Origin of the sequence: Micromonospora sp. DT229, from assembly GCF_049844505.1 — a bacterium.
Lineage (GTDB): Bacteria > Actinomycetota > Actinomycetes > Mycobacteriales > Micromonosporaceae > Micromonospora.
In genome coordinates, this window is record NZ_JBNCLD010000001.1 from 138020 (window position 1) to 160065 (window position 22046).

Consider the following 22046-nt stretch of genomic DNA (forward strand, 5'->3'; position numbering starts at 1 on the left):
AAAGCCGCACAGAACTCCTAGATCAGGTTGAGCCGCTTCGAAGGGATTTACCTACTGAGAATCGGCGTCCTGATCGGCGATTTGGATTGGTCCGGGGCGTAAGGCCCGAAGCCGTGGCAGGCCAAGATTTGGTCGCATAAGGACATTGCCCCAAATGCCGTGCAGGACGTTGCTTTCCCTGGTGCCGTTGCTACCGTCTGACCACCATGAAGGGAGATCAAGTGCCCGTTCAAAGTCTTGAGTTGGTGGCACCGAGCGCTGCGGTGGTAAATGTCGAGTTGGCCGAATATCCCCGGGTCACCAGCGTCGCGGCCCATGTCCGTTTCGCCAGTGGGGCGTACGGTCGCGGATTCCAGATAGGACCTCGCGGTTACCACGAATTCGCGTGCACCTACATGGTGGCCGCGAACCCGGTCGACCGCCTGGTCGTTCACGGCCGCGAGGTGGTCGTGTCGGAGTCGCTGGACAAGCACACCTCGGTGGCCACCCTGATCGGTGACTACCACGAGCTGATGACGGTGTTCGGTGGTCCGGCCCCGCGCCGGGAGAAGCTGGTCGAGCTGTTCTCCACCTTGGAGATCGCCGACCAGGTTCGTGGGATGGTGCTGCGTCCCAGGCGGGAGACCCTGCTGGGCACGATGAGCGAGCACATCGCGATCTTCGCCGAGGGGCTGGGCTCGCTGTCGATCCCGGGGCCCGGCCACGCCGCCGGTCACCAGCCGCGCCATCAGGGTGCCCGGACGCAGTTCGGTGAGGTGTGGCGGTCGCCCCTGCCCGGCGTAACCTCGGCCGCCCAGTTGACCGACTACACGTACACCCTCGGTTTTCCGTCCGCCATGGCGGAGGTGGTCTTCGCCGACGGCGACGACAAGGCGACCGACGCCGACAAGCTGAGCTGGTTGGAGCAGATCAACGTCTCCTGGGCGGCCGGCTGATGTCACCGTCGGTGGCGCTGACCATCCTGAGCTGGGCCGCCATCCTGATTCTGTTCCTGGCGGTCGGGGCCCTCCTGCGGGAGATCAGGATGCTCCGGGCGCTGGTGGTCCGCGAGGTCAGCTATTCCTCCGCCGGGCCGGACGTGGTGATGGGTGCCACCGTGACGGGCGGTTCGGATCGCATCGTCGTCGCCTCGGACACCGGCTGCCCGCTGTGCGGCGCGGTGACGGCACGGCTCGCCGAACTGTCCGCCGCAGCGGGTGTCCGCCCGGTTCTGCTCACCTACGAGGAGGTCGAGCAGTGGCCGGCGCCGATCAGGCAGGAGTTCGATGTCGTGTCCGACCGGGACGAGTGGCAGAAGATCGCCCATCTGAGTCCGCCGGTGTTGATGGCCGTCCGAGCCGACGGCCAGGTTGTCGATCTCGCCCTGCCGGTCGATGTCGGGTCGGCGGAGCGGCAGTTCGACATGTTGCGAAAGAAGATCGTGCACAGCGAGGGGAGTTCGTCATGGCGTTGACGCTCGACCAGATTCCAGACCTGTCCGCAGCCCCGCCCAACGCGCCGCGCAGCCGGGCCCTGACCGGACTGCGGGTGAAGCCGCAGCGCCGTACGGTGCTGCGCGGCATCGCCTTCAGTGCGTTCGCGGTGGGCGGGTTCGTGGCCTCCACCACCGCCCGGTTCGCCTCTCCGGCCCATGCCGAGACCGGGCCCGGCGGCCTGACCGGTTGGGACCGCAACGACTGCAAGGACGCGTACCCCAACGGCTACTCGGAGCAGAAGGACAACGTCGGGGCGTACACCTCCCGGGCGGGTGCCTGCTTCGGTGGCGCGTACCGGGGCAGCACCTACTGCGCCTCGGGTTGGCACCGCTCCGGCACGGTGCGGGACGCCCCGGTCGTCTACAACTACAAGCCGGTGTCGAACGCCTGCGGTACGACCACGAAGAAGAACGCGTGGCGGTGGACCACCCCCGACGGGGTCTGGTGGCGGTGCTCGGACGGGAACACCACGGTCTCGGCCGGTGGCACCAGCAACACCTACTTCACCATCTGCCGGTACTGACCATGCTCGAACGCAGAAGTGCCGTGCTGCGGCGGCGGTTCTGGCATCCGTTCACCGGCATGGCGTGGGTGATCGGGTTGACCCTGGTCGTGGCCGCAGTCGGGCTGGAGTACGCCGGGTGGTGGGTCACCACGCCGCTGGTGGCGGGCCTGGCCCTGACGGCCGGGTTCGCCACCAGCGGCTCCACTTGAAGCAAGAACTCAGCCGCCGTGCTGAGCTCGCCGGTCTGGCGAGGTTTCCCTGCTTTCTGCTTCTGCCTCGGGTTGGTCGCCGGGGGGATCGTCATCGCGGCGGTCCTGCTGCTGGTCGGTTCCCTGCTGCGGGCACCCCTGCCGGTGCCGGTGCGGGTCGGGATCGTGCTGGTCGCCGCCCTGCTGGTGACCCTGCGTGAACTCGGTGTGCTGCGCTTCGCGCTGCCGGAGAACCAGCGACTGGTGCCGGAGAGCGTCTTCCGGCTGGGACGGTTCGCCGGGCCGTTCCAGTTCGGTCTGGAGATGGGCACCGGGGTTCGGACGTACCTGCCCAGCGGGCTGGCCTATCTGACCGCGGTGCTGCTGTTGCTCTTCGCCACTCCGGTGACGGCCCTCGCCGCCGGTGTCGGTTTCGGCCTGGGCCGGTCCCTGATGACCATGTCGGCCCTGCACTTCGACGACTCCGGGGGCTGGAACCTGGAGTGGGACTACCGGTCGACGGCGGTCAAGCGGGCCCTGCTGCTCGCCTACCTGGCCGCCTTGGCGGTGCTGATCTCGTCGCTGCTGCCGTGAGCACTCCGGTCGGCCGATCGGTCTCCGATCGGCCGACCGGATCGGTGTGCAACAGAACGCCGTGCCGGTGGCGTACTAGTGGCGAGGGAGGTGGGATGGAAGCCGACGAGTTCGAGATGTTCGTCCGCCAGTCCACGCCGGCGCTGCGCCGGTACGCGCGTGCGGTGGCCGCTGACCCGGACCAGGCCGAGGACCTCCTCCAGGAGACCTACGTGCGGATGGCCGGCGCGTGGCACCGCCTGCTGGTCGAAGGCAACCCACTCGGGTACGCGAAGACCACAATGGTCCGACTGCACATCAGTTGGATGCGGACCCTGGTTCGCCGGGCCCGGCTGACCCCACCGGCCCGCCCGCTGGTCGCCGACGGGGGACTGGGTCGGGTCGACGACCATGACCAGCTCCGTCGGATGCTGGCCGACCTTCCTCCCTTGCAGCGGGTGGTGCTCGTGTTGTCGTACCTGGATGACCTGAGTGACGAGGCGATCGCCGAGGCCGTCGGACGACGACCGGCCACGGTCCGTTCGCTGCGTCATCGAGCCCTGGGCGCGATTCGCGCCGAGCTGCCCACCCATGTCGGCGCTGATCGGGAGGTCGCGGGATGAGCGATGTGCGGGAAGCCCTCCGTGCGGTCTGGGACTCCGACCCCGACCACTATCCGACCGGCTCGGACCCCCTGCCGGGGGTACGCGCCCGGCTGCGGCGACGTCGACGGGTGCAGACGGCGGGAGCGGGGCTGGCCCTGTCCGCAGTGGTCGGCATCGGCACCTTCGGGGTCATGCTGGCTGAGCGCAGCGAGGCCCCGCCGACCGGGCCGGCCTCCGCCAGCCCGACCGATTCCGCCAGCCCGTTCGCACCCGATCTGTGGGGACTGCCGCCCTATCTGGATCGGGTGGATGCCACCGAGGCGGTGCTGCGGTCGGCCCGACCTCAGCTGGTGCCGACCGGGATCCGGGCAGCGTACGAGGGCAGGGGTCCGGTGACCCGGGTGATCGTGGTGTACGACTTCACCGCGCCGACCGGGCTGCCCGGAACGGCACGGGAGGTGAGTGCCCCGAGCGGGGCTCAGGTGCTGACCACGGACGACTCGGCGACCTCGACGGCGTACCTGACGGCCTGGCGGCCGGATGGCAGCTCGTTGTTCCTGGCCGTGACCGCAGATCAGGTCGAGGTCCGGTCCGCAACGATCGACGCACTGATTCAGGCCAATCTCGGCTGATATTGCCCGATCCGGCCGGTGGCATTGGGTCGATCGGCCGCCCTGCGGATTGACATACCGTGTCACGATCATCGTGGTCGGTCCGAGCCGCCGACCACGGGGAGGAGGACGCGGTGACCGGTTTTCTCGGCGCGGCACTCAGCTTTCCCACCGTACTGTTCAGCTTCCTGCTGGTGGTGGTGGTCGGCTACTGGCTGCTGGTGTTGACCGGCGTGCTGGACCTGGGCGACGACCTGGACGTCGACGGCGGGGCGGGTGCCTTCCTCGCCGGCCTCGGTCTGGGGGGTGTGCCCAGTGCCATCATCTTCTCCCTGCTCGTCGCCGTCGCCTGGTTCGTCAGCCTGGCCGGCACCGCCCTCCTCGGCGGCCTGGGCTTCGGCTCCGGCACCCGGATCCTGGTCTCGATCGGTGTCCTGCTGGCCGCCGCGTTCTGCGCGTGGCTGGTGACCCGGTTGGTCGCCATACCCCTGGAGCGACTCTTCCCGACCGAGTCGGACGCCACCCGGCACGCCTTCGTCGGCAGCCTGTGTGTCGTGCGTACCGGCACGGTCACGGCCGACTTCGGTCAGGCCGAGGTGACCGCGGCCGACGGCTCCTCGGCGGTGGTGCAGGTCCGGCAGCCGGGCGAGGAGAAGATGCCGGCGGGCAGTTCCGCCCTGATCTACGACTACGACACCGAGGGCGAGTTCTTCTGGGTCATGCCCGCCGGTCCCGCCTTCGATCCACTCAGACATTCCGCCCCGTAGCCGCCCCGGTGTAGCCGCCCTGCCTGCGGATCACCACGACTGGGGCAGCCGCCCTAATCGCCGGCCTGTCCCACGCTGCCCCTGAGACGTCTCGAAAGGAGGATGCGCGGGCGTCCGCCCGGCCGCTGCCGCCGGGTCGCCAACCGCCCGCGCGCCCAACCATGGAAGTCATCACCACTGGAATCGGTGTACTCCTCGCCGTCGTCCTGCTCGTCGCGCTCGGCGTGGTGTTCATGGTCAGTCGGTTGTTCCGTAAGGTCGAGCAGGGCAAGGCGCTGATCGTCTCCAAGGTCCGGCGGGTCGATGTGACCTTCACCGGCGCGGTCGTGATGCCCGTCCTGCACAAGGCCGAGATCATGGACATCTCGGTCAAGACGATCGACATCGAACGGACCGGCAACGAGGGCCTGATCTGCCGCGACAACATCCGGGCCGACATCCGGATCACCTTCTTCGTCCGGGTCAACAAGACCGTCGAAGACGTGATCAAGGTGGCGCAGGCGATCGGTACCGCGCGGGCCAGCGACCGGGAGACCTTGCAGGAGCTGTTCAACGCAAAGTTCTCCGAGGCGCTCAAGACGGTCGGCAAGCAGCTCGACTTCGTCGACCTCTACACCAAGCGTGACGAGTTCCGCGACCAGATCATCCGGGTGATCGGCACCGACCTCAACGGCTACAGCCTGGAGGACGCGGCGATCGACTTCCTGGAGCAGACGCCGATGTCGCAGCTCGACCCGGCGAACATCCTGGACGCCCAGGGCATCCGGAAGATCACCGAGCTGACCACCCAGGAGAACGTCCGGACCAACGAGTTCCGGCGTACCGAGGAGAAGGAGATCACCCGCCAGAACGTCGACGCCAAGGAAGCGATCCTTGAGCTTGAGCGGCGGCAGGCGGACGCGGAGGCCAAGCAGCAGCGCGAGATCGAGACCGTACGGGCTCGCGAGCAGGCGGAGACCACCCGGGTACGTGCCGAGGAGCGGTTGCGCGCCGAGACCGCGAACATCCGTACCGACGAGCAGTTGGGCATCCAGCACGAGAACCGGGCCCGCGAGATCGCGGTGGCCGAGAAGAACCGCGAGCGGGTCATCGCCATCGAGACCGAGCGGATCGAGAAGGACCGCATGCTGGAGGTCATCAGCCGGGACCGCGAGACCGAGCTGAGCACGATCGCCAAGAACAAGGAGGTCGAGGGCGAGAAGCGGGCCATCGCCGAGGTGATCCGGGAGCGGATCGCGGTGGAGAAGACCGTGGCCGAGCAGGAGGAGAACATCAAGCGGCTGCGGGTGGTCGAGGAGGCCGAGCGGACCCGCCAGGCAGTGATCATCCAGGCCGAGGCCGAGGCGCAGGAGAGCCTGGTCAAGGACATCAAGGCGGCGGAGGCAGCCGAGGCGGCCGCCAAGCACAAGGCCCGCGAGGAACTGGTGCTGGCCGAGGCCCGGCAGCAGGCCGCCGAGCTGGACACCCGAGCGAAGATCCGGCTGGCCGAGGGCATCCAGGCCGAGACCGCCGCGGCCGGCCTGGCCGAGGTGCAGGTCCAGGAGCGCAGCGCCGAGGCGATCGAGAAGGTCGGCCGCGCGGAGGTCGCGGTGGAGCGGGAGAAGCTGCTGGCCGCCGCCGACGCGGTACGGGAGAAGCTGAAGGGCGAGGCCGAGGGTCTCACCGAGAAGGCCGCCGCGATGGCCGCGCTGGACGACGCCACCCGGGAGCACGAGGAGTACCGGCTGCGTCTGGAGTTGGAGAAGGAGGTCCGCCTCGCCGGGCTGGACACCCAGCGGCAGGTCGCCGAGGCGCAGGCCAAGCTGGTCTCCATCGGCCTGGAGAAGGCGAACATCGACATCGTCGGTGGGGACAGTGTCTTCTTCGACCGGCTGCTCAGCTCGATCTCGTTCGGTAAGAGTGTGGACGGTTTCGTGGCCCACTCGGATGTGGCGAAGAACCTGACCAAGCCGTGGTTGGACGGCAGCGCCAGCTTCACCGACGACCTGACCCGGATGGTCGGCTCGCTCAACAGCGCCGACGTGCAGAACCTCACCCTGTCAGCCTTCCTGATGCAGCAGATGGGCGCCGGTGGCGCAGACAAGGGCAAGCTCCAGGAACTGCTGAAGGCCGCACAGCGCCTGGGCGTGGCGGAGACTCCGGTCGCCGCCCTGACTGGCTCGCGGCAGCGCGCCGGTGAGTGAGCCGATCGCCGGTGGTGGGGGGGGGGGGCGCCGGCCCCCCCCCCCCCCCCCCCCCCCCCCCGCTGCACTGTCAGGCCGGCGCGACATAGTAGAAGCGCCGGTAGCCCAGCAGCATCCCCTCGTCGGTCAGGGTGAACACGTCGACGAAGTCCAGCGCGGTCCGGTCCGGCAGGTCGGTGTAGCGGCCAGTGACGGCGACACCGTCGCCGTCCGCTATCACCTTGTAGATCTGGTGGTGACTCGGCGGTCCGGCAAGCCGGGCATGGGTACGCAGCACCTCGTCGCGCCCGTTGCCGTGCACCATGTCCGGCCGCAGGACCTGCACATTCTCGTCGAGCAGGGAGCCGAACCCGTCGATGTCGCCGATGTTCAGGTAGTGGTAGGACAGTCGAACGTGGTCGACCCCGGCCGCGGTGGCGGCACTGTACTTCAGTGAACCCCCATGGCTGGTCATCCGGTGGTCTCCTCTTGTCTGTCTGGCTGGCCCCCACCCGTGTGCGGCCGCTGAACGTAATCTCCACCAGACGGACAACTTCCGCCTATCACGGCGCTTTCCTGGCACCGCTCGATACGTACGGGTGGCCGGTCGGGCCATTCCCGGATACGTGACGGTGGCACTGCCGGGCGTGACTTTCCGTCCCCCACCCGAGGCCACCAGCCTGCACAGATACCGAGATACGACCGGAAACCGGCAATATCTATCGATAGCCATAGAAGCACCCCGCATTCGTTTCCCCTGCTGGACAAATACGTCCTCAATGCAGTGGACTGTTTCGACAGAAACGTGTCGGCCCGGGAGTACTATGCGCAACCTGACCCTCACCAGCCCGGTCGCCGAGGCTGGAATCGTCTTCCGAATCCTCGGTCCCCTACAAGTGGAAGGGCCGACCCGGGCAGTTCGGATCCCACCGGGGCGTCAGGAGATCATCCTCGCCTGCCTGCTCATGGAGGCAGGTCGGCTCGTCGACAGTGACCGGTTACTCGACCTCGTCTGGCCGGACGAGGCGCCGGACACCGCCCGCACCCAGATCCAGATCTGCGTGTCCCGCCTGCGCAAGAGCTTCACCGAAGCCGGGGTCAACGCCTCGGTGGTCTCCCGGGCCCCCGGCTACCTGCTTCAGGCCGACGACGACGCGGTGGACCTTCAGGTCTTCAACCGGCAGGTGATGGCCTCGCGGGTGCTGGTCAAGGAGGGCAGGCTGGCCGAGGCGGCCGAGACCCTGCGCGCCGCCGTGGCACTGTGGCGGGGCCCCTGTCTCAGCGGGGTACCCAGCGACACACTGCGCACCCGTGGGCTGCGGCTGGACGAGGAGCGGTTGACGGCGATCGAGACGTACCTCGGGCTGGAACTGAGCCTCGGGCGCAGCCACGAACTGGTCGGCGAGATCAACCAACTGCTGCACGAACATCCGCTGCGCGAGCGGCTGCGCGGGCAACTGATGCTGACGCTGCACCGCGCCGGCCGGCAGGCGGAGGCACTCGACGTCTACCGTGCCGGCCGGCAACTTCTCAACGACGAGCTGGGGCTGGAGCCGGGTGAGGAGCTGCGCCAGTTGGAGACCGCCATCCTCACCAGGGACCCCACCCTGCACCTGCCGGCCTCGCCGGCCCCGGTGACGGCGTCGCCGCGCGTCCCCGAGGTTCCCACCGCGCCGCCGTCGGCGTACGGCGAGGAGCAGCCGCACCAACTGCCCGCCGACACGGCGGACTTCGTCGTCAACGAGCCGATCCTGCGCACGATCGAGGCCGCGCTGGTCGGCGGCGACGGGCAGCGGTCACTGGGGCTCGTGGTCATCGCCGGTAAGCCCGGCATCGGCAAGAGCGCGCTGGCCACCCATGTGGCACACCGCCTCGGTGCCCAGCGGTTCCCCGGCGGTCAGCTCTACTGCGACCTGCGTGGGGTCGGCGCCGACACGGTCAGCGCGAAGGACGCCCTCGGCCGGTTCCTGCGGGCGCTCGGCATTCCCGGCCCGGTGATCCCGGACTCCACCGACGAGCGCGCCGAGATGTACCGGACGCTGCTGGCCGCGCGCCGGATGCTCGTCGTCCTGGACGATGCCGCCAACGAGGCCCAGATCATGCCGCTGCTGCCCGGCAGCAACAGCTGCGCGGTCCTGGTCACCAGTCGGTCGCGGCTGACCGCCCTGCCCGGTGCCCAACTGGTCGAGCTGGACGTACTCGACCAGGCGCAGGCCCTGCAACTGTTGAGCCGGGTGATCAGCGCCGATCGGGTGAGCCAGGAACCGGAGGCCGCCATTGCGTTGGTACGCACCGTCGGCGGCCTTCCGCTGGCGTTGCGGATCGTGGCCGCGCGGCTGGCCGCCCGACCGCACTGGAATCTCGCCTCGATGGTGCACCGGCTGGCCAACGAGCGGCACCGGCTCGACGAACTGGCCCACGGCGAGATGACCATGCGGGCCAGCCTGTCCCTGACCCACGACGGCCTGCACCGCCCCGACCGGCGGCTGCTGCGGCTGTTCAGCCTGGCGGAGGGGCCGACGGTGCCGGGGTGGATCGCGGGCGCCCTGCTCGACGACGACCGCCCGTTCCCGTCCGACCTGCTGGAACCCCTGGTGGACGTGCAGATGCTGGACGCGGTCGCGATCGAGCGCAACGGGGAGTTCCGCTACCGGTTCCACGAGGTGATCCGCCTGTTCGCCCGCGAACAGCTCACCCTGCACGACGGGGAGGCCGTCCAGCTGGCCGCGACCGAGCGGATGATCGGCGGCTGGCTGTCGATCGCCGAGCAGGCCCACGCCCGCATCTACGGCGGCGCCTACACCCTGCTGCACGGTGACGGCATGCGCTGGCATCCGCCGGCCGGTTACGTCGAGAACCTGCTGACCGAGCCGCTCGAATGGCTGGACAACGAGCAGCCGAACCTCTGCCTGGCCGTCGAGCAGGCCGCCCGCATGGGTCTGCACGAACTCTGCTGGAACCTGGCGACCACCCTGGTCACCCTGTTCGAGGCGCGCGGCTACTTCGACCAGTGGGAACGGACCCACCGACGGGCCCTGGAGGCCGTCCGGGAGGCCGGCAACCGCCGGGGTACGGCGGCCGTGCTCGCCTCGCTGGGCACCATGCACCTGAGCCGACAGCAACCGGACCAGGCCCGGCAGTCCCTCGACGCCGCCCTGGAGATCTTCGACGAACTTCAGGATCTGCACGGCCTGGCCCTGTGCCGTCGGGATCTCGCCCTGCTGGACCGGCAGAGCGGGGAGGATGACCGGGCGCTCGTGCGCTACGAGCAGGCGGCCCGGGACTTCGATCAGGTCGGGGACGTGATCGGACGGGCCACCGTGCTGACCCAGAGCGCGTACGTGTGGATGCGGCGCGGCCACACCGCCAGGGCCCAGGAGCAGCTCGACGAGGCCCTGGCGGTGTTCCGTTCCGTCGGGTACGCCCACGGAGAGGCGCACGCCCTGCGCCGCGCGGGGCAGGTGCTGCTGTGCCGTGGTGAGCACGCCCAGGCCGAACAGGTGCTGTCGAAGGTGCTGGAGTTGGTCCGTCGGGGCCGCGACATCATCGGCGAGGGCCACCTGCTGCGCAACCTCGGCGAGGTCCACGAGGCCAGCGGACGCCACGACCAGGCCCGAGAGGCCTACACCCAGGCCCTGACCGTACGCGAGAAGATCATCGACCTCGGGGGTGCGGCGGTGGTGCGCCTCGACCTGGCCCGACTGGCGTTCCACGATGGTCAGTTCGTCGAGGCCGGCAGCCTGCTGGAGCAGGCCACGGAGACCTTCCGGGCCCGGGGTATGCGCCCCGAACTGCGGGAGGCGGAGCGGCTGGCGCAGGAGCTCGCCGCCTCCTGACCTCCGCCGCTATCACCGCGCTGTGCGGTGACCCGGCGCCACCGCCGCCCACACCCGCGCCAACCGCCTGCCGACCTTGGAGAGTCCGCCCTGAACTGCGACGACGCTGTCGATTGGCGGCGTGATGGTCGGCCGATAGTGAGATCGGGACGATGGGTTGTGACGACGGTTGTCCCGGTGTCGAGATCGGCGCCGGGCGGCGCTTCCTGACGCGCTACCCCCCGTCGCCATGACATCGTGATAGGGAGTGGGACGACAGATGAGCATCGATGTGTCGATCGCCGATAACGTACCGCTGTTCGGGTCGCTGGTCCGCCGGCATCGCACCCGCATCGGGCTGACCCAGCGGGAACTGGCGGACCTGTCCACCGTCAGCGTCCGGGCGATCCGCGACCTCGAACAGGGCCGGGCCCGCCGACCACGGCAGGACACCGTACGGCTGATCGCCGACGGCCTGCGACTCGGAGTACGGGCCCGCGCCGATCTGGAGTCCGCCGCCGGGGAAGGCCGGACCAGTTGGGCGGTGAAGGCCGGCTACGAGGCCGACCCGCCGGCCCCACCCCTGGCCGTGGACGTACAACTCGGGCGGGAGGCCGAGACCGCTGTCATCGTCGACGAACTCGGCACCGGCGCCGAACGGCTGGTGACCATCGTCGGGATAGACGGAGTGGGCCGCACCCGGCTGGCCCTTGAGGTGGCTACCCGGTTGCACACCGCCGAGCGCACCCCGGTGCTCTGGTGCTCCGTCACCGGCCCGACCGGCGGTGACCGCCTCTCCACCCTGGTCCGCGCCACCGCAGATCAACTGCTCGGCACCGGGGGTACGGCGCCCTCGGCGAACGGGACGGACGAGACAGCCGCATTCATGGAGATCGTCGCCGACCGGCCGCCGCTGCTGGTGCTGGACGGGGTGACCGAGGCCGCCCATGCCCACCGCATCGGGCAGTTGCTGCGTGACTGTCCGGGCCTACGGATCCTGGTCACCGCCGCATTCCCCCTCGGGGCACCCGGCGAACGACACTTCCTGCTCAATCCGCTGGCCGTACCCGAGGAAGGCGAATCATTCGACGCGGAGGTCCCCGCGGTCCGGATCTTCAAGGAACGCGCCCGCCGGTTCCGTCCCGACGTCAACCCCGACATCCGGGAGGCCGCGTTGATCGCGGACATCTGCCGGCAACTGGACGGGATACCCCAGGCCATCCACGCCGCCGCGTCCTGGCTCGTCGTCTACGACATCGCGACCCTGCACCAGTGCCTGCACGACGGTCCGGCCGGACTGCTGCACCACCTCGCCGGCCCCGACGGCGGCATCAACCTGCGCGACGCCCTGGATCGCCGGCTGGCCACCCTGCCCACCGCCGAACGCGAACTGCTCGACGCCCTCTGCGTACGGGGAGAGACCTTCGACCTGGCCGAGGTGATGACCCTGACCGGCCAGAGCCTGCCCGACAGCGGCCGGGCCGTTCGCTCCCTGGTGCTGCGTGGCCTGGTACGCCCCACGTACACCGCCGGGCAGTCCCGGTTCCGGATCCTGCACCTGGTACGCGCGGCCCAGCTCTGCGCTCTGGACGTCCGGGTCTGACCGTGCGGTCCGACCGCGGCGGCACACCCTCCGGCGTGCTCCCGGCTCCCCGCCCCGCGACCTGCACGAGGAGCCGGCGTGGCGCCTCCGGTCATCGGATCGGTGTTGTCGGTACCTCGGTGAGGTGTCTGGTGATGCGTAGCAGCACGCGATCGGGGGGTCCGGGGACGAAGGCGGCGGTGTCGGCAAGTGCGGCGATCAAGGGCAGTCCACGGCCACCGACGGTGAGCGGGGCGGGGAGTTCGGTGTCGAGTCGGACACTGTCGGGGACGCTGCCGCGGTTGCTGACTTCAAGCAGGCAGGTGTGGTCGTCGATGACGATGGTGAGGTCGACGGTGCTGTCGGGATCGGCGTGCATCACCGCGTTGGCGCATGCCTCGCTGATCAGTACGGCAAACTGGCCCCGGGTGTCCTCGTCGGCGTCGGTGAGGCTCAGCAGGGTGGTGAGTACATGGCGGGCGCGGGTCACCGAGGAAGGCTGCCGCGGGAGCGACAACGTCATGGTCACCCGCATTGTTCTTGCTCCTCCCGAGCCGGGGCGGCTCGCCGGATCGCCACCTCACAATGGCACGGTGCTCTGGCGATCAGCACTACCCCCGGTTGGTGCGGTGAAACGATCCGGGTGTCGGCTCGACGTGCGCTACCGGCGGCGGTTCGGCTGCCGGCCGCATAGGGTGAGTCGGGGGTCATCGGCGTGGGGAGGTTGGTGTGGATCTGCAGTTGTCGGTCCGGCCGGGCCGGGGTTGCACCGTGGTCGAGGTGCACGGCGAGCTGGACATGGCGACGTCACCGCAGTTGCGCGAGGGTCTGCAACGGTTGATTGACGCCGGTGACCGGCAGGTGGTGGTCGATCTGGCCGGGGTGGGATTCATGGACTCCAGTGGATTGGGCGCGCTGGTGGTGATGTTCAAGGCGTTGCGTGACATCGACGGTCGGATGTGCCTGGCCGCGGTGCAGCCCGCCGTGCGCAACGTCCTGACGGTCACGTCGGTGGATCGGGTGATCCACACGTACGACACTGTGGGTGCGGCTGAAGCGGATGTCCCGTCCACGGACGGCGCGGCCGGGCGGTAGTCAGTCGGGCAGCACATTGCTGGCACGCGCCTGGTCAGCGCCGGCGCTGGTACGCCGTTCCTCGCCGTGCCCACCGTGCCAGTCGAGGATCAGCAGGGTGGCGTCATCGGCCAGGGTCGGTCCGCTGACCTCGAGCACGGCGTCGGCCAACGCCCGGACGGCCTCGCGCGGGTGCAGACCGGCGATCGACCGGAACAGAGTCGGTAGATCCAGGCTGGCGGCGTTGCGCTCCCGCACGCCGTCGGTGACCATCACCAGACGGTCGCCAGGTCGCATCGCGATCTCGCCGGCGCGGTAATCGGCCTCGGCGAACATTCCCAGTGGGAAGTTGCCCGGTAACGGAAGCGCCTGAACGTCCCCGTCGCGCACCAGTATCGGCGGCAGGTGGCCGGCGTTGAGCAGCGCGCACGCCCCGGTGCGCAGGTCGAGACGGCCGAGCAGCGCGGTGATGTAACTGCCGGGCACGGCAGTGTGTTGGGCTATGGCGGCATTCGCGGTGTCGGCCTGCTCCACCAGACCGGCCGCACGGCGGCGACTGTTACGCAGGCTGCCCACGCCCAGGGTGGCCGTCAAGGCGCTGGCCACTCCGTGGCCCATCGCGTCGGTGACGCTGAAGTGCAACACATCGCGGGCGAGGCTGTAGTCGAAGGTGTCCCCACCGATGCTCGCGGCAGGTTCGAGCCAGCCGGACACGGTGAACGCACTGGCCTCACACGTGAAGGAGGCGGGCAGCAGGCGGCGCTGGATCTCCGCAGACAGGGTGAACGGAGTCGTGCGTTGCCCCCACTCGAAGAGGTCGGTGTACCGCCGGTTGGCGATCACCACGTACGCCAACAGGTGTGCCGTGCGGGCGATCTCGTCCAGCACCTGCGGAGCGGGCTCGTCCGGCAGGATCATCTCCAGCAGGCCGAGCGTCTCACCGCGATCGGTCACCGGCGCCAACACCATCCATGTGTCGGGCTGGGCGACGACTTGCACCGTCTGGCTGCGTAGCGCCTGTTCGCCGGGGCCGCCGTCGAAGGGCAGCATCGTGGCGACCTCGTCACCGTCTCGGCGTCCCTCACCAGCGCCGCCGATCGGCACATGAGCCAACCGGACCAGCGCCCGACCACTGAGGTCCGCGATCAAGAAACCGACACTACGTGCCCCTAACGCCACACCGAGTTCCCGGGTGACCGCCTCAACCGCCTCGACCGGCGAAGCGTTCTCCGCCGCATCCAACACATCGGCCATGACCCGCCCTCGACTGCTCTCCACTGTCCGAGCCTACGAGACCCGACCAGTCATCGCCGCACACAAGGATCATGGCAGCACCAGCGAGGTCCGAGATCGGGCCCGTCAACGTCAGGAAAGCAACTCACTCGACTGGCATGCGCAAATTCGGTGAGCCGTCTTCATCGTGACGGTGCAGATCACGGCAGGTGGGACCCGGGCGTGCCAGTGCCACGGCGCCCGCCGCGTCGGCTGCGAAAATCGCTGTCCGATTGTCGGAGGGCACTGGTAGAAAGCCGGAGTGCAGAAGATTCTGACGTTCTCTGATCATCTGCGACTCATTGACGAACGGTCGACCGCCTTCCGCGCTGCGGTCGCCGCAGCGCCCAGCCTCGACGTGCCGGTTCTGACCAGCGATCCACATGCCTCTGCCGGGCGGACGCTGTGCGAGCTCGTGCAACACGTGGGCATGGCCCGCCGCAAATCAGCCGCCGTCGTCGCCGCCGGGCCTGCAGACGCGCCTCCGGAAAGATCGGCTTGGGACGACGGCACGGGTGCGCCTCGGGAACGCGAGGCGCTGCTGGCCTGGTGGACCGAGTCCATCGAGCAGCTGACGAGCACGCTGCGCGAGGCTGGCCCGGATCGCGGTTGTTGGACGTGGTGGGACGACTCGCCGTCACCACAGACCTCCGGCGCATGGGCGCGACGTCAGGTCCCCGAGATCGCGGTGTACACGTACGACGCCCAGCTCACCGTCGGTGCCCCGCAGCCGCTACCAGACGAGGTCGCCCTCGACGGTTTCGACGACTGCCAGTTCACCCTCTGCGCAACGACGGTCGCCTGGCCACACCAGCCCGCCGTCGTCGATTACCACGCCACCGAGGGGTGCTCCTGGCGCCTCCGGCTGTCCGACGAAGGGGCACGGGGCACCCGCCTCGGCGATCCCGCTGCCGACGAGGCCCCGGACACGGCCGACGCCTCCGCCCAGGGCACGGCCAGTGACCTCGTCTTGATGTTCTACGGCCGCATACCGCTGGATTCCCTGAAGCTCGAAGGCGACCGCCGCATCTTCGATCAGCTCATCGCCTGGGACCCGTCCCGGTGACAACGACCTCCCCGACGCCTGATGGCCGCCGCGCCGGCGGAGACGCGCGCCTGCCCTGGAGCGCGACGACCCCGGCGGCGGCGTAACTAGCTGGCGTACGGGGCTCTCCGCCAGCGATGATGCCGCCGTGTCCGGCACACCTGAGGGGTTCACCTATCGCGCCCGTAAGAACGGCGACGTGGAAGTGCGGCATCATGGCCGCCCGGCCGTCGTGCTGCGTGGTACCGCTGCGGCCCGGTTCCTGACCGATGTGGACAACGACGACCCTCAGGAGTTGATGGCCCGCATCACCGGCCACTACAAGCACGGCAACGAGCGGGCGGCCAAGCAGCATCCCCGCAACCGGGGTCGATAGCACCCGCGCTGACGGGTCAGGTGGGTTCGTCGCTGGGGATCCTGCGCGCCGACCGGGGCGCGGGCCGGGTGGGTCGGCCTACCCGGGTTACATGCACCAGCCGCTCCGGTGCCACCTCCAGCAGGGTGCCCAGGACCGTACGGGTGGCCGCGACGTCGATCAGCTGACTCAACGGGTGTGCTGCCAGCCCGGCGGTGTGCAGGGTCAACCAGCAGCGCAGGAGTAGCCGGCCGAACTCGACCTGCCCGGCCTGGTCCAGGCCCTCGGGGGCGATCAGGGCCAGCACGGTGCCACCACGGGCCAGTGGATCGTCGGCGGCGGCGAGCAGCCGGGGCAGACCCAGCGGACGCAGCAGGGGGTACGCGGCCAGTCCCACCCGTAGTCCTACCGCAGCGGGTCGGGACAGGGCCAGACAGCGGTCGGTCAGCCCGTCGATGCGGTAGTTCGGATGTGTCGGATCGAGCCGAAGCCAACGGCGCAGCTCGGCGGTGATCGCCGGGTCCGCGTACAGGTGCTGGTCGGCCGTGCGCAGGAGGGCACCCAGGCGGTCGGCCTGCGGCACCACCCGTACCTCGCCGCCGGCCTGCCGGGCCTCCCGGTCCACCGCCGCGAGCGCCTCCGGGTCCGGACCGGCGGAGAACCGACCCCGGTCGGTACGGCGTTCCCACACGTCGGTGGTGCGGAAGGGGGTCGGGTAGGGGCCCTCGGCCGGTCGTAGCCAACCCACCCACTGGTCCTCGGGATCGGCGACGTACTTCAGGGGCAGGTCTGCGTCGGCCGCGACGATCAGGCAGGTCTCGACGAAGGCGCCGAGGGACAGTCGTAGGTCGCGGCCGGTGGGATCACCGGCCGGCAGTTCGCGGGCCGGATCCCATCCGACCCGAATCCCTGCGGGCTCGTAGCGTAGCCGCCAGGGTTGGGTGTTGTGCGCGCTCGGGGCCCGCCAGCACAGCGGTTCGAGGGCGCGGAACGTTTCTAGGTCCACCTATCGCTCCTTGGCGTAGAAGGTGTAGCCGTGCAGTGGACGACCGCCGAGCCGCCGGTACTGGGCGGCCGATGCCACGTTGTCCCGTTCGACATAGGTGCTGCGCAGGGTGGTGTAGCCGGCGGCGTGCAGGTTGTGGTGCAGGTGGGTGGAGAGCAGCCGCTGGTAGCCACGCCCCTGGTACTGCGGGAGGACCCCCTTGATGATCAGCACTGCTTCCCGGCGGTAGCGGCGGCGGCCGGAGGTCAGCAGCCGCAGTTGGTTGACCACGTGCAGGTTGCCGCGGACGTCGACCAGGAACTCACTGATGTCCGGTACGCAGAGCACGAAGGCCACCGGGATGCCGTCGCGGGTCAGGTAGAGCAGCAGCGATTCGTCCAGCAGGTATCCCAGCCCGTCGGTCTGCCGTCGCAGTTGGCGCTCGGAGATCGGGGTGTAGTAGCCGAGTTGGGCGAAGGAGGCGTTGAGCATCTCGCGCAGCAGGTCGAGTTGGTCGTCGAGACGCCGCAGGTCACCTCGGTGCAGTTCCAGGCGTCCACCGTCCGGCTCGGTGGGCACCGGTGGCTTCGGTTGCGCAGGTAGGGGCACCGGGCAGATCCAGGTGTCGGCCTCGAAACGGCGGTGGAATCCGTACGCCTGGTAGGCGGTCACGTAGTGCGGCGGGTTCCAGGCGCTGTCGACGAAGCCCCGCTCGGCGTACCCGGAGGTGATCACCCCACCGGCCTGGTTGGGTAGCAACGCCACCGGGCCGAACAGCAGGTCCCGGTCGGGTTCGGCGTGCGTGGTGATCGCGTCGAACAGCGGCCGGGCGGCCGGTTCGGTGAACTCGGTGAGCCCGAAGAGTTGGCACCGGCGGCCGAGTTTGGTGTCGAAGGCCGCATCGGTGTGCAGGGTGGTGCGGCCGACCACCCTGCCAGTGGCATCACGCAGCACGTACAGGGGGACCCCGTCGCGCCACCACCGCCGGATCTGCTGCCGTGGAGTGGGTACGTACCGGGGCTCATCGGCGTACAGCCGGTCGGTGAGGGCGAGGAACTCCCGCAGGGTTCGGCGGCTGCGTACCCGCTCGAACCGGTGGGTGGCCGCGGTCACCGGAGGACCGCCGGCCCGGTGGTCTCCGCCCCGATGGGGGTGAAGGTGGCGATGTGACCCATCTGCGGGCCTTCGGCGCGCCAGGTGCCGTTGGAGTATCCGTCCGGTGCAGCCGTGTAGAGCCGGATGAAGCCGGCGGTCGCGTTGCGGGTGCCGTCGGTCAGCCAGACCATCAACCGGCGGTGCTCGCGGGTGCGGGCGAAGCGCAGCATCGCCTCCCGGTCGGTGAAGAAGGCGATCGTGCCGAGGGTCAGCGGGAACTGCCAGTAGACGGTGTGCCAGCAGTAGCCGGACATCCGACGCATGTCCCGGACCATCCGGATCCAGGCCGGTGCCAGCCGCAGCAGGACCAGGGGGTTGGAGTAGCGGGTGGCGCCGATGAACATCGCGCCGGCGCGGGCCTGCGCCGGGGCGCGGGAGAAGTCACGGGTACGCATGGTCACCTCACCAGGTAGACGTTCTTGATCTTCTGCTCGCCGGCGAACGGGCCGCTGCCGGGTTCGTGCAGTTCCACCCGCAGGTCCCCGGCGGTCGGGTCCTCCATCAGGGACTGGGCGAAGTCCCGGGATACCGAGGTGAGGTGTCGGCGTACCCCGGTGCGGCAGGCGGTGGCGAGGGCTTCGCGTTGCGCGGCCGTCAGGGCACGGCGCAGTTCGATGTGGATGACCGGTCGGGTCTCCAGGGCCGCGTCCTCGACCAGGGTCAGGCAGAAGCGGTTGATCTCGGCGGCGTACGGATTGCTGGTGTAGAGGCCGTACTCCACGTCCTGGGGGTAGAGGTTGGCCCCCAGGTAGGAGACCGTGGAGTCGCGCCGACCGAACAGCAGCAACACCGGCAGGGTCATCCGCTCGGCGGAGACGGCCGTGCGGAACTCGGCCCGGCGTACCGGGTCGAGGTGGGCCAGCTCGACGATCCGCTGGTAGGGCACGAGCAGCGCCTCGTCGCCGATGTTGTACCGCAGCCGGGGTTGCAGCACCTCGGTGGTGACCGTGCAGATCAACTCCCGATGCTCGTTGGTCTCCAGGTAGGTGGCGAAGGGGTTGTACTGGAACACCATCGGCAGCCGCTGCTCGTCGACGCCGAGCAACTCGGCCCGCAGCGCCCGGTCGTTCTGCAACCGCCGCCGCAGCCACACCGTGAACCGGGTCTCCGCGCCGATGCCGATGGTCAGATCCGAGGCCCCGTACGCCGACCGGACCAGCGCGAACCGCTGCTCCAGGTAGTCGCGCAGCGCCTCGGTCATCCCCTCACCGCCGCAACTGGCGAAGATGCGGTACCGCGACCAGGGAAACTCCTCGGCGTCCAGGCGGTCGCGCAGATGCTTCAGAAACGGTGGGTACGCCGTCACCAGATAGTCGAAGTCGGGGCCGAACTCGCGCAGCGTGTCGACGATCTTCCCGAGGTCCGGGCCGGTGTTCTTCACCACCGCGATCCGGGCCATCGCCGCACCGGTCGTGGTCCCGGTCGCCCAGGCCCCCATCGAATACGCGTTGATCACGAACGGTCGGCGCATCGGGAAGACCAGCTTGGTGTAGCCGACGATGTCCCGGTGCACCGCCCGCAGCTCCCGGTCCCCTCGGGGCCAGTTGAACGGCCGCCCGGACGAACCGGCCGACTCGTCGACCACCACCCCACGGGTCGGCAACCGTCCGTCCCAGCAGCGGTCGGCCGCGTCGTGGGCCACCACGTAGCCGAGCTTCTCAGTCTCCGGGAAGTCCGTCAGCCGGTGGCGGGCACCGGCCGGGCGGGCGCGCAGGAAGGCCCGGTAGGCAGGCACCTGCCGGGCGGCCCGTACGCAGACGGACTGGGCGTTCGCCGCGGCCAGACTGTCCAGGGCCGGGTGGTGCCGCCGCGCCACCCACCGCCATCCGGCGGGGTGCCGGCTGACGAGCCGACTCAGCGCGGCGACCGTGCGGCCGAGGGGGGCCAGCACGGCCTGCCGGCCACGCGCGGCCAGAGCCGGCAACGGCGAGTCAGCGGTACGCAGAGCGATGTGTCGGTGCGGCAGATCGGCCATGGCATGATCCTCGCGATGCCGACGGGCCGACACCTGAGACCGCAGACGGTGACCGCACTGAGCATCCCTACTCAGTCGACGGTGACCACGAGATGTGCCGTGGGCCGGCAGGCCCGGTCAGCGCGGACCGGCGAACCGACGGCGTAGCCATCGGGGCAGTGCGGCCCGGGGTACGAACATCCCCACGTCGCTGGCGGCATTGTCGGCGTACCCGCGAAGGGTGCACCCACCCAGCAGCGTCCGGTCACGCAACGCTATCCGCAGCAGATGGACGCACTCGGCGTCGACCGTGCCGTGCAGGCGCGCGTGATGGCCCAGCGACTGCAAGGCGTTGGCGCGGGTCTGCGCGCTGGCGGACCTCAGCCCTCGCTTGACCCGCGGCAGGATCACCTCGGATGCCTCATGGTGCAGCGTCAAGGCGAGCAGAGCCACCCCCGCGTACGGGTCGTCCCGGTCGAGGACGGCGTCGACCAGCTCCGGACGCTCGACCACCGCCGACCAGCTGCCGATAAGCCATCCCGGCCCACTGTTCACCCCAAGATCCTCGCACCCGTCCTCCGGCTATTCGAGCGGCACGACACGGAAATCGGTGACGAAGCCGGCGATGTCTCCTTCGGCGGTGCGGCCCACGTAGGTCGCGAACACGCCGTCGCCCCAACCGGAACCGACCACGTGCACATTGGCCCCGCTCCGCTCCTCCACCACCGCGGCGATGACGGCGTCGACCGGATCGTCGGGAATCTGCGCCGGGATGAACACGTCCTCGATCCGATCGAAATCCCAGCCGGCCAATGCCTCCATCGCCACCTTGTCGGCCAACGTCCCGGTGCCCGCGTCGACCTGATACCCGAAGAAGTCGTCGTCGCCGAGGGCGGAGACGTCCTGCCCCGGGAGCAGCGCCATACTCCACGACGACACCGGCTCGTCGGCCACCACCAGCTGCAACGCGGCGATCCGCCGATGCCCCTGGCCGTGATCGCCGTCGACCATCGCCGCCCACGCCCGCAGCGGATAGCGGCCCGGCGTCACCTCGTCGACAAACGGTGTGGTGTGCGCCGCCAACGGGTCACAGCCGACCACCTTGCCGGACGGCAACACCACTGATCCCAGTTCGCACGGCTGTACCTGGTACGCGCTCCCATCACGTTCCACGCGATATCCGGGAGTCAACAGCAGATCGAGGTCGGGCACGTACGGCATGGTGCGCAGCATGGCAGAACGACCCACCGGCAAGAACCGGCAGGACGTCAGTCGACGACCGGCGGAGCGAACTGGCGGCACACCATGTCGAGGTCGGCCTCCGCTGACCGCGACCAGGCCGCCCGGTCGAGGCCAGTTCGCCACACCGATCGCCCCTCATGTCGTCGAGCCTGCGCGCCGGTACCTGGCCTGACGAAAGGTGACCTTCATGCAGGTCAGGGTCACCGCGAGCACCAGGAACAGCATCGCCGACCCCACCACCAGGGGGTTGACGTAGTCGGGTACCAGGTCGGGACCGCAGGTGGTGTCGTGCAGCGGCCACATGCTCTGCGTACCCCCGCTCGGGGCTCCATGACGGGGGTCGTAGCCCTCCACTCGCCGCAGCGCGCACCGGTCGTCGGCGTCGGTGAGCAACCCGAAGGTGGTCGTCGCCAACCCATGTCCATAGGCGGCGAGCCCCGTCAACGCCGCCCCGACGGCCAGCAACCATCCCGCCCGCGTCCACCCGTTCCCCACCCGCCGGTCGGCCCTCAGGGCCAGCCCGGCAAGGACCACGAGCACAGCGGCACCAACCGCCACCGCCGGCCACGCCAGCGACAGCAGCACAAGCGCGATGAAGACGACGGCCACCGAGGCACACCGTACGCGCAAGGCTTTGTCCCGGCCCGCTCACCCGCCCGCAGCGGTGCCACCCGGCTCGGA

At 69.6% G+C, this 22046-nt stretch carries 24 protein-coding genes; 14 read left to right on the top strand and 10 right to left on the bottom strand.

Annotated features, from left to right (window positions below; translation table 11 throughout):
• The first annotated feature begins 221 nt into the window (after positions 1–221).
• From ACLQ2T_RS00680 to ACLQ2T_RS00720, 9 genes are all read left to right on the top strand, one after another.
• Entirely contained in the window at positions 222–935 is a 714-nt protein-coding gene (locus ACLQ2T_RS00680) for a hypothetical protein (protein ID WP_425764022.1), read from the top strand.
• Positions 935–1453: a hypothetical protein gene (locus ACLQ2T_RS00685; protein ID WP_425764023.1), complete on the top strand. Its 519-nt coding sequence runs from the start codon at positions 935–937 to the stop codon at positions 1451–1453. The genes ACLQ2T_RS00680 and ACLQ2T_RS00685 overlap by 1 nt, the downstream gene beginning before the upstream one ends.
• Entirely contained in the window at positions 1444–1998 is a 555-nt protein-coding gene (locus ACLQ2T_RS00690) for a hypothetical protein (RefSeq protein WP_425764024.1), read from the top strand. Before ACLQ2T_RS00685 ends, ACLQ2T_RS00690 begins: the two co-directional genes overlap by 10 nt.
• A 2-nt stretch (positions 1999–2000) precedes the next feature.
• Complete coding sequence (locus tag ACLQ2T_RS00695; RefSeq protein ID WP_425764025.1) at positions 2001–2189, top strand: hypothetical protein; 189 nt, start codon at positions 2001–2003, stop codon at positions 2187–2189.
• An 18-nt stretch (positions 2190–2207) separates the two neighbouring features.
• Entirely contained in the window at positions 2208–2762 is a 555-nt protein-coding gene (locus tag ACLQ2T_RS00700) for a hypothetical protein (RefSeq protein ID WP_425764026.1), read from the top strand.
• A 95-nt stretch (positions 2763–2857) separates the two neighbouring features.
• Positions 2858–3364 (top strand): SigE family RNA polymerase sigma factor, encoded by a 507-nt coding sequence (locus ACLQ2T_RS00705; RefSeq protein WP_425764027.1) that lies wholly within the window; start codon positions 2858–2860, stop codon positions 3362–3364.
• Complete coding sequence (locus ACLQ2T_RS00710; RefSeq protein WP_425764028.1) at positions 3361–3978, top strand: hypothetical protein; 618 nt, start codon at positions 3361–3363, stop codon at positions 3976–3978. The genes ACLQ2T_RS00705 and ACLQ2T_RS00710 overlap by 4 nt, the downstream gene beginning before the upstream one ends.
• Positions 3979–4091: 113 nt before the next feature.
• Positions 4092–4724: a hypothetical protein gene (locus ACLQ2T_RS00715; protein WP_425764029.1), complete on the top strand. Its 633-nt coding sequence runs from the start codon at positions 4092–4094 to the stop codon at positions 4722–4724.
• Between the two features lie 161 nt (positions 4725–4885).
• A complete protein-coding gene (locus ACLQ2T_RS00720) occupies positions 4886–6907 on the top strand; it encodes a flotillin family protein (RefSeq protein ID WP_425764030.1) in 2022 nt (673 codons plus the stop codon).
• A 70-nt stretch (positions 6908–6977) separates the two neighbouring features.
• Here ACLQ2T_RS00720 and ACLQ2T_RS00725 read toward each other — a convergent pair whose 3' ends face one another.
• Complete coding sequence (locus tag ACLQ2T_RS00725) at positions 6978–7361, bottom strand: nuclear transport factor 2 family protein (protein ID WP_425764031.1); 384 nt, start codon at positions 7359–7361, stop codon at positions 6978–6980.
• Positions 7362–7710: 349 nt separating this feature from the next.
• Here ACLQ2T_RS00725 and ACLQ2T_RS00730 point away from each other — a divergent pair, with 349 nt between their 5' ends.
• Both ACLQ2T_RS00730 and ACLQ2T_RS00735 read left to right on the top strand, forming a co-directional pair.
• Positions 7711–10722 (top strand): BTAD domain-containing putative transcriptional regulator, encoded by a 3012-nt coding sequence (locus tag ACLQ2T_RS00730; protein WP_425764032.1) that lies wholly within the window; start codon positions 7711–7713, stop codon positions 10720–10722.
• 259 nt (positions 10723–10981) lie between these two features.
• Positions 10982–12304, top strand: a complete 1323-nt coding sequence (locus tag ACLQ2T_RS00735; protein WP_425764033.1) for an ATP-binding protein — start codon at positions 10982–10984, stop codon at positions 12302–12304.
• A gap of 91 nt (positions 12305–12395) precedes the next feature.
• Here ACLQ2T_RS00735 and ACLQ2T_RS00740 read toward each other — a convergent pair whose 3' ends face one another.
• Positions 12396–12818, bottom strand: coding sequence for an ATP-binding protein (locus ACLQ2T_RS00740; RefSeq protein ID WP_425764034.1), 423 nt, complete (start codon positions 12816–12818; stop codon positions 12396–12398).
• Between the two features lie 194 nt (positions 12819–13012).
• Here ACLQ2T_RS00740 and ACLQ2T_RS00745 point away from each other — a divergent pair, with 194 nt between their 5' ends.
• Complete coding sequence (locus ACLQ2T_RS00745; protein WP_425764035.1) at positions 13013–13378, top strand: STAS domain-containing protein; 366 nt, start codon at positions 13013–13015, stop codon at positions 13376–13378.
• On the opposite strand, the gene ACLQ2T_RS00750 is transcribed toward ACLQ2T_RS00745, so the two are convergent.
• Positions 13379–14635 carry a PP2C family protein-serine/threonine phosphatase gene (locus ACLQ2T_RS00750; protein WP_425764036.1) on the bottom strand — a complete coding sequence of 419 codons (1257 nt, stop codon included), beginning with the start codon at positions 14633–14635 and terminating at the stop codon, positions 13379–13381.
• 256 nt (positions 14636–14891) lie between these two features.
• Between ACLQ2T_RS00750 and ACLQ2T_RS00755 the strand changes: the two genes are divergently transcribed.
• Together ACLQ2T_RS00755 and ACLQ2T_RS00760 are read left to right on the top strand one after the other, a co-directional pair.
• Positions 14892–15695 (top strand): maleylpyruvate isomerase N-terminal domain-containing protein, encoded by an 804-nt coding sequence (locus ACLQ2T_RS00755; protein WP_425764037.1) that lies wholly within the window; start codon positions 14892–14894, stop codon positions 15693–15695.
• Between the two features lie 127 nt (positions 15696–15822).
• Positions 15823–16050 carry a hypothetical protein gene (locus ACLQ2T_RS00760; RefSeq protein WP_425764038.1) on the top strand — a complete coding sequence of 76 codons (228 nt, stop codon included), beginning with the start codon at positions 15823–15825 and terminating at the stop codon, positions 16048–16050.
• A gap of 16 nt (positions 16051–16066) precedes the next feature.
• Here ACLQ2T_RS00760 and ACLQ2T_RS00765 read toward each other — a convergent pair whose 3' ends face one another.
• The 7 genes from ACLQ2T_RS00765 to ACLQ2T_RS00795 all read right to left on the bottom strand — a co-directional run bounded on the left by ACLQ2T_RS00765 (position 16067) and on the right by ACLQ2T_RS00795 (position 21974).
• On the bottom strand, positions 16067–17035 hold the full coding sequence (locus ACLQ2T_RS00765; protein ID WP_425764039.1) for a nitroreductase: 969 nt from the start codon (positions 17033–17035) through the stop codon (positions 16067–16069).
• Entirely contained in the window at positions 17036–18127 is a 1092-nt protein-coding gene (locus ACLQ2T_RS00770; RefSeq protein WP_425764040.1) for a GNAT family N-acetyltransferase, read from the bottom strand. It lies immediately after the preceding gene.
• Positions 18124–18564 carry a DUF4188 domain-containing protein gene (locus ACLQ2T_RS00775; RefSeq protein ID WP_357531818.1) on the bottom strand — a complete coding sequence of 147 codons (441 nt, stop codon included), beginning with the start codon at positions 18562–18564 and terminating at the stop codon, positions 18124–18126. Before ACLQ2T_RS00775 ends, ACLQ2T_RS00770 begins: the two co-directional genes overlap by 4 nt.
• Positions 18565–18566: 2 nt before the next feature.
• Entirely contained in the window at positions 18567–20144 is a 1578-nt protein-coding gene (locus ACLQ2T_RS00780; RefSeq protein WP_425764041.1) for a phenylacetate--CoA ligase family protein, read from the bottom strand.
• 117 nt (positions 20145–20261) lie between these two features.
• On the bottom strand, positions 20262–20678 hold the full coding sequence (locus ACLQ2T_RS00785; protein ID WP_425764042.1) for a hypothetical protein: 417 nt from the start codon (positions 20676–20678) through the stop codon (positions 20262–20264).
• 27 nt (positions 20679–20705) lie between these two features.
• A complete protein-coding gene (locus tag ACLQ2T_RS00790) occupies positions 20706–21356 on the bottom strand; it encodes a DUF4241 domain-containing protein (protein WP_425764043.1) in 651 nt (216 codons plus the stop codon).
• Positions 21357–21500: 144 nt separating this feature from the next.
• Positions 21501–21974: a hypothetical protein gene (locus tag ACLQ2T_RS00795; protein ID WP_425764044.1), complete on the bottom strand. Its 474-nt coding sequence runs from the start codon at positions 21972–21974 to the stop codon at positions 21501–21503.
• Between the last annotated feature and the right edge of the window lie 72 nt (positions 21975–22046).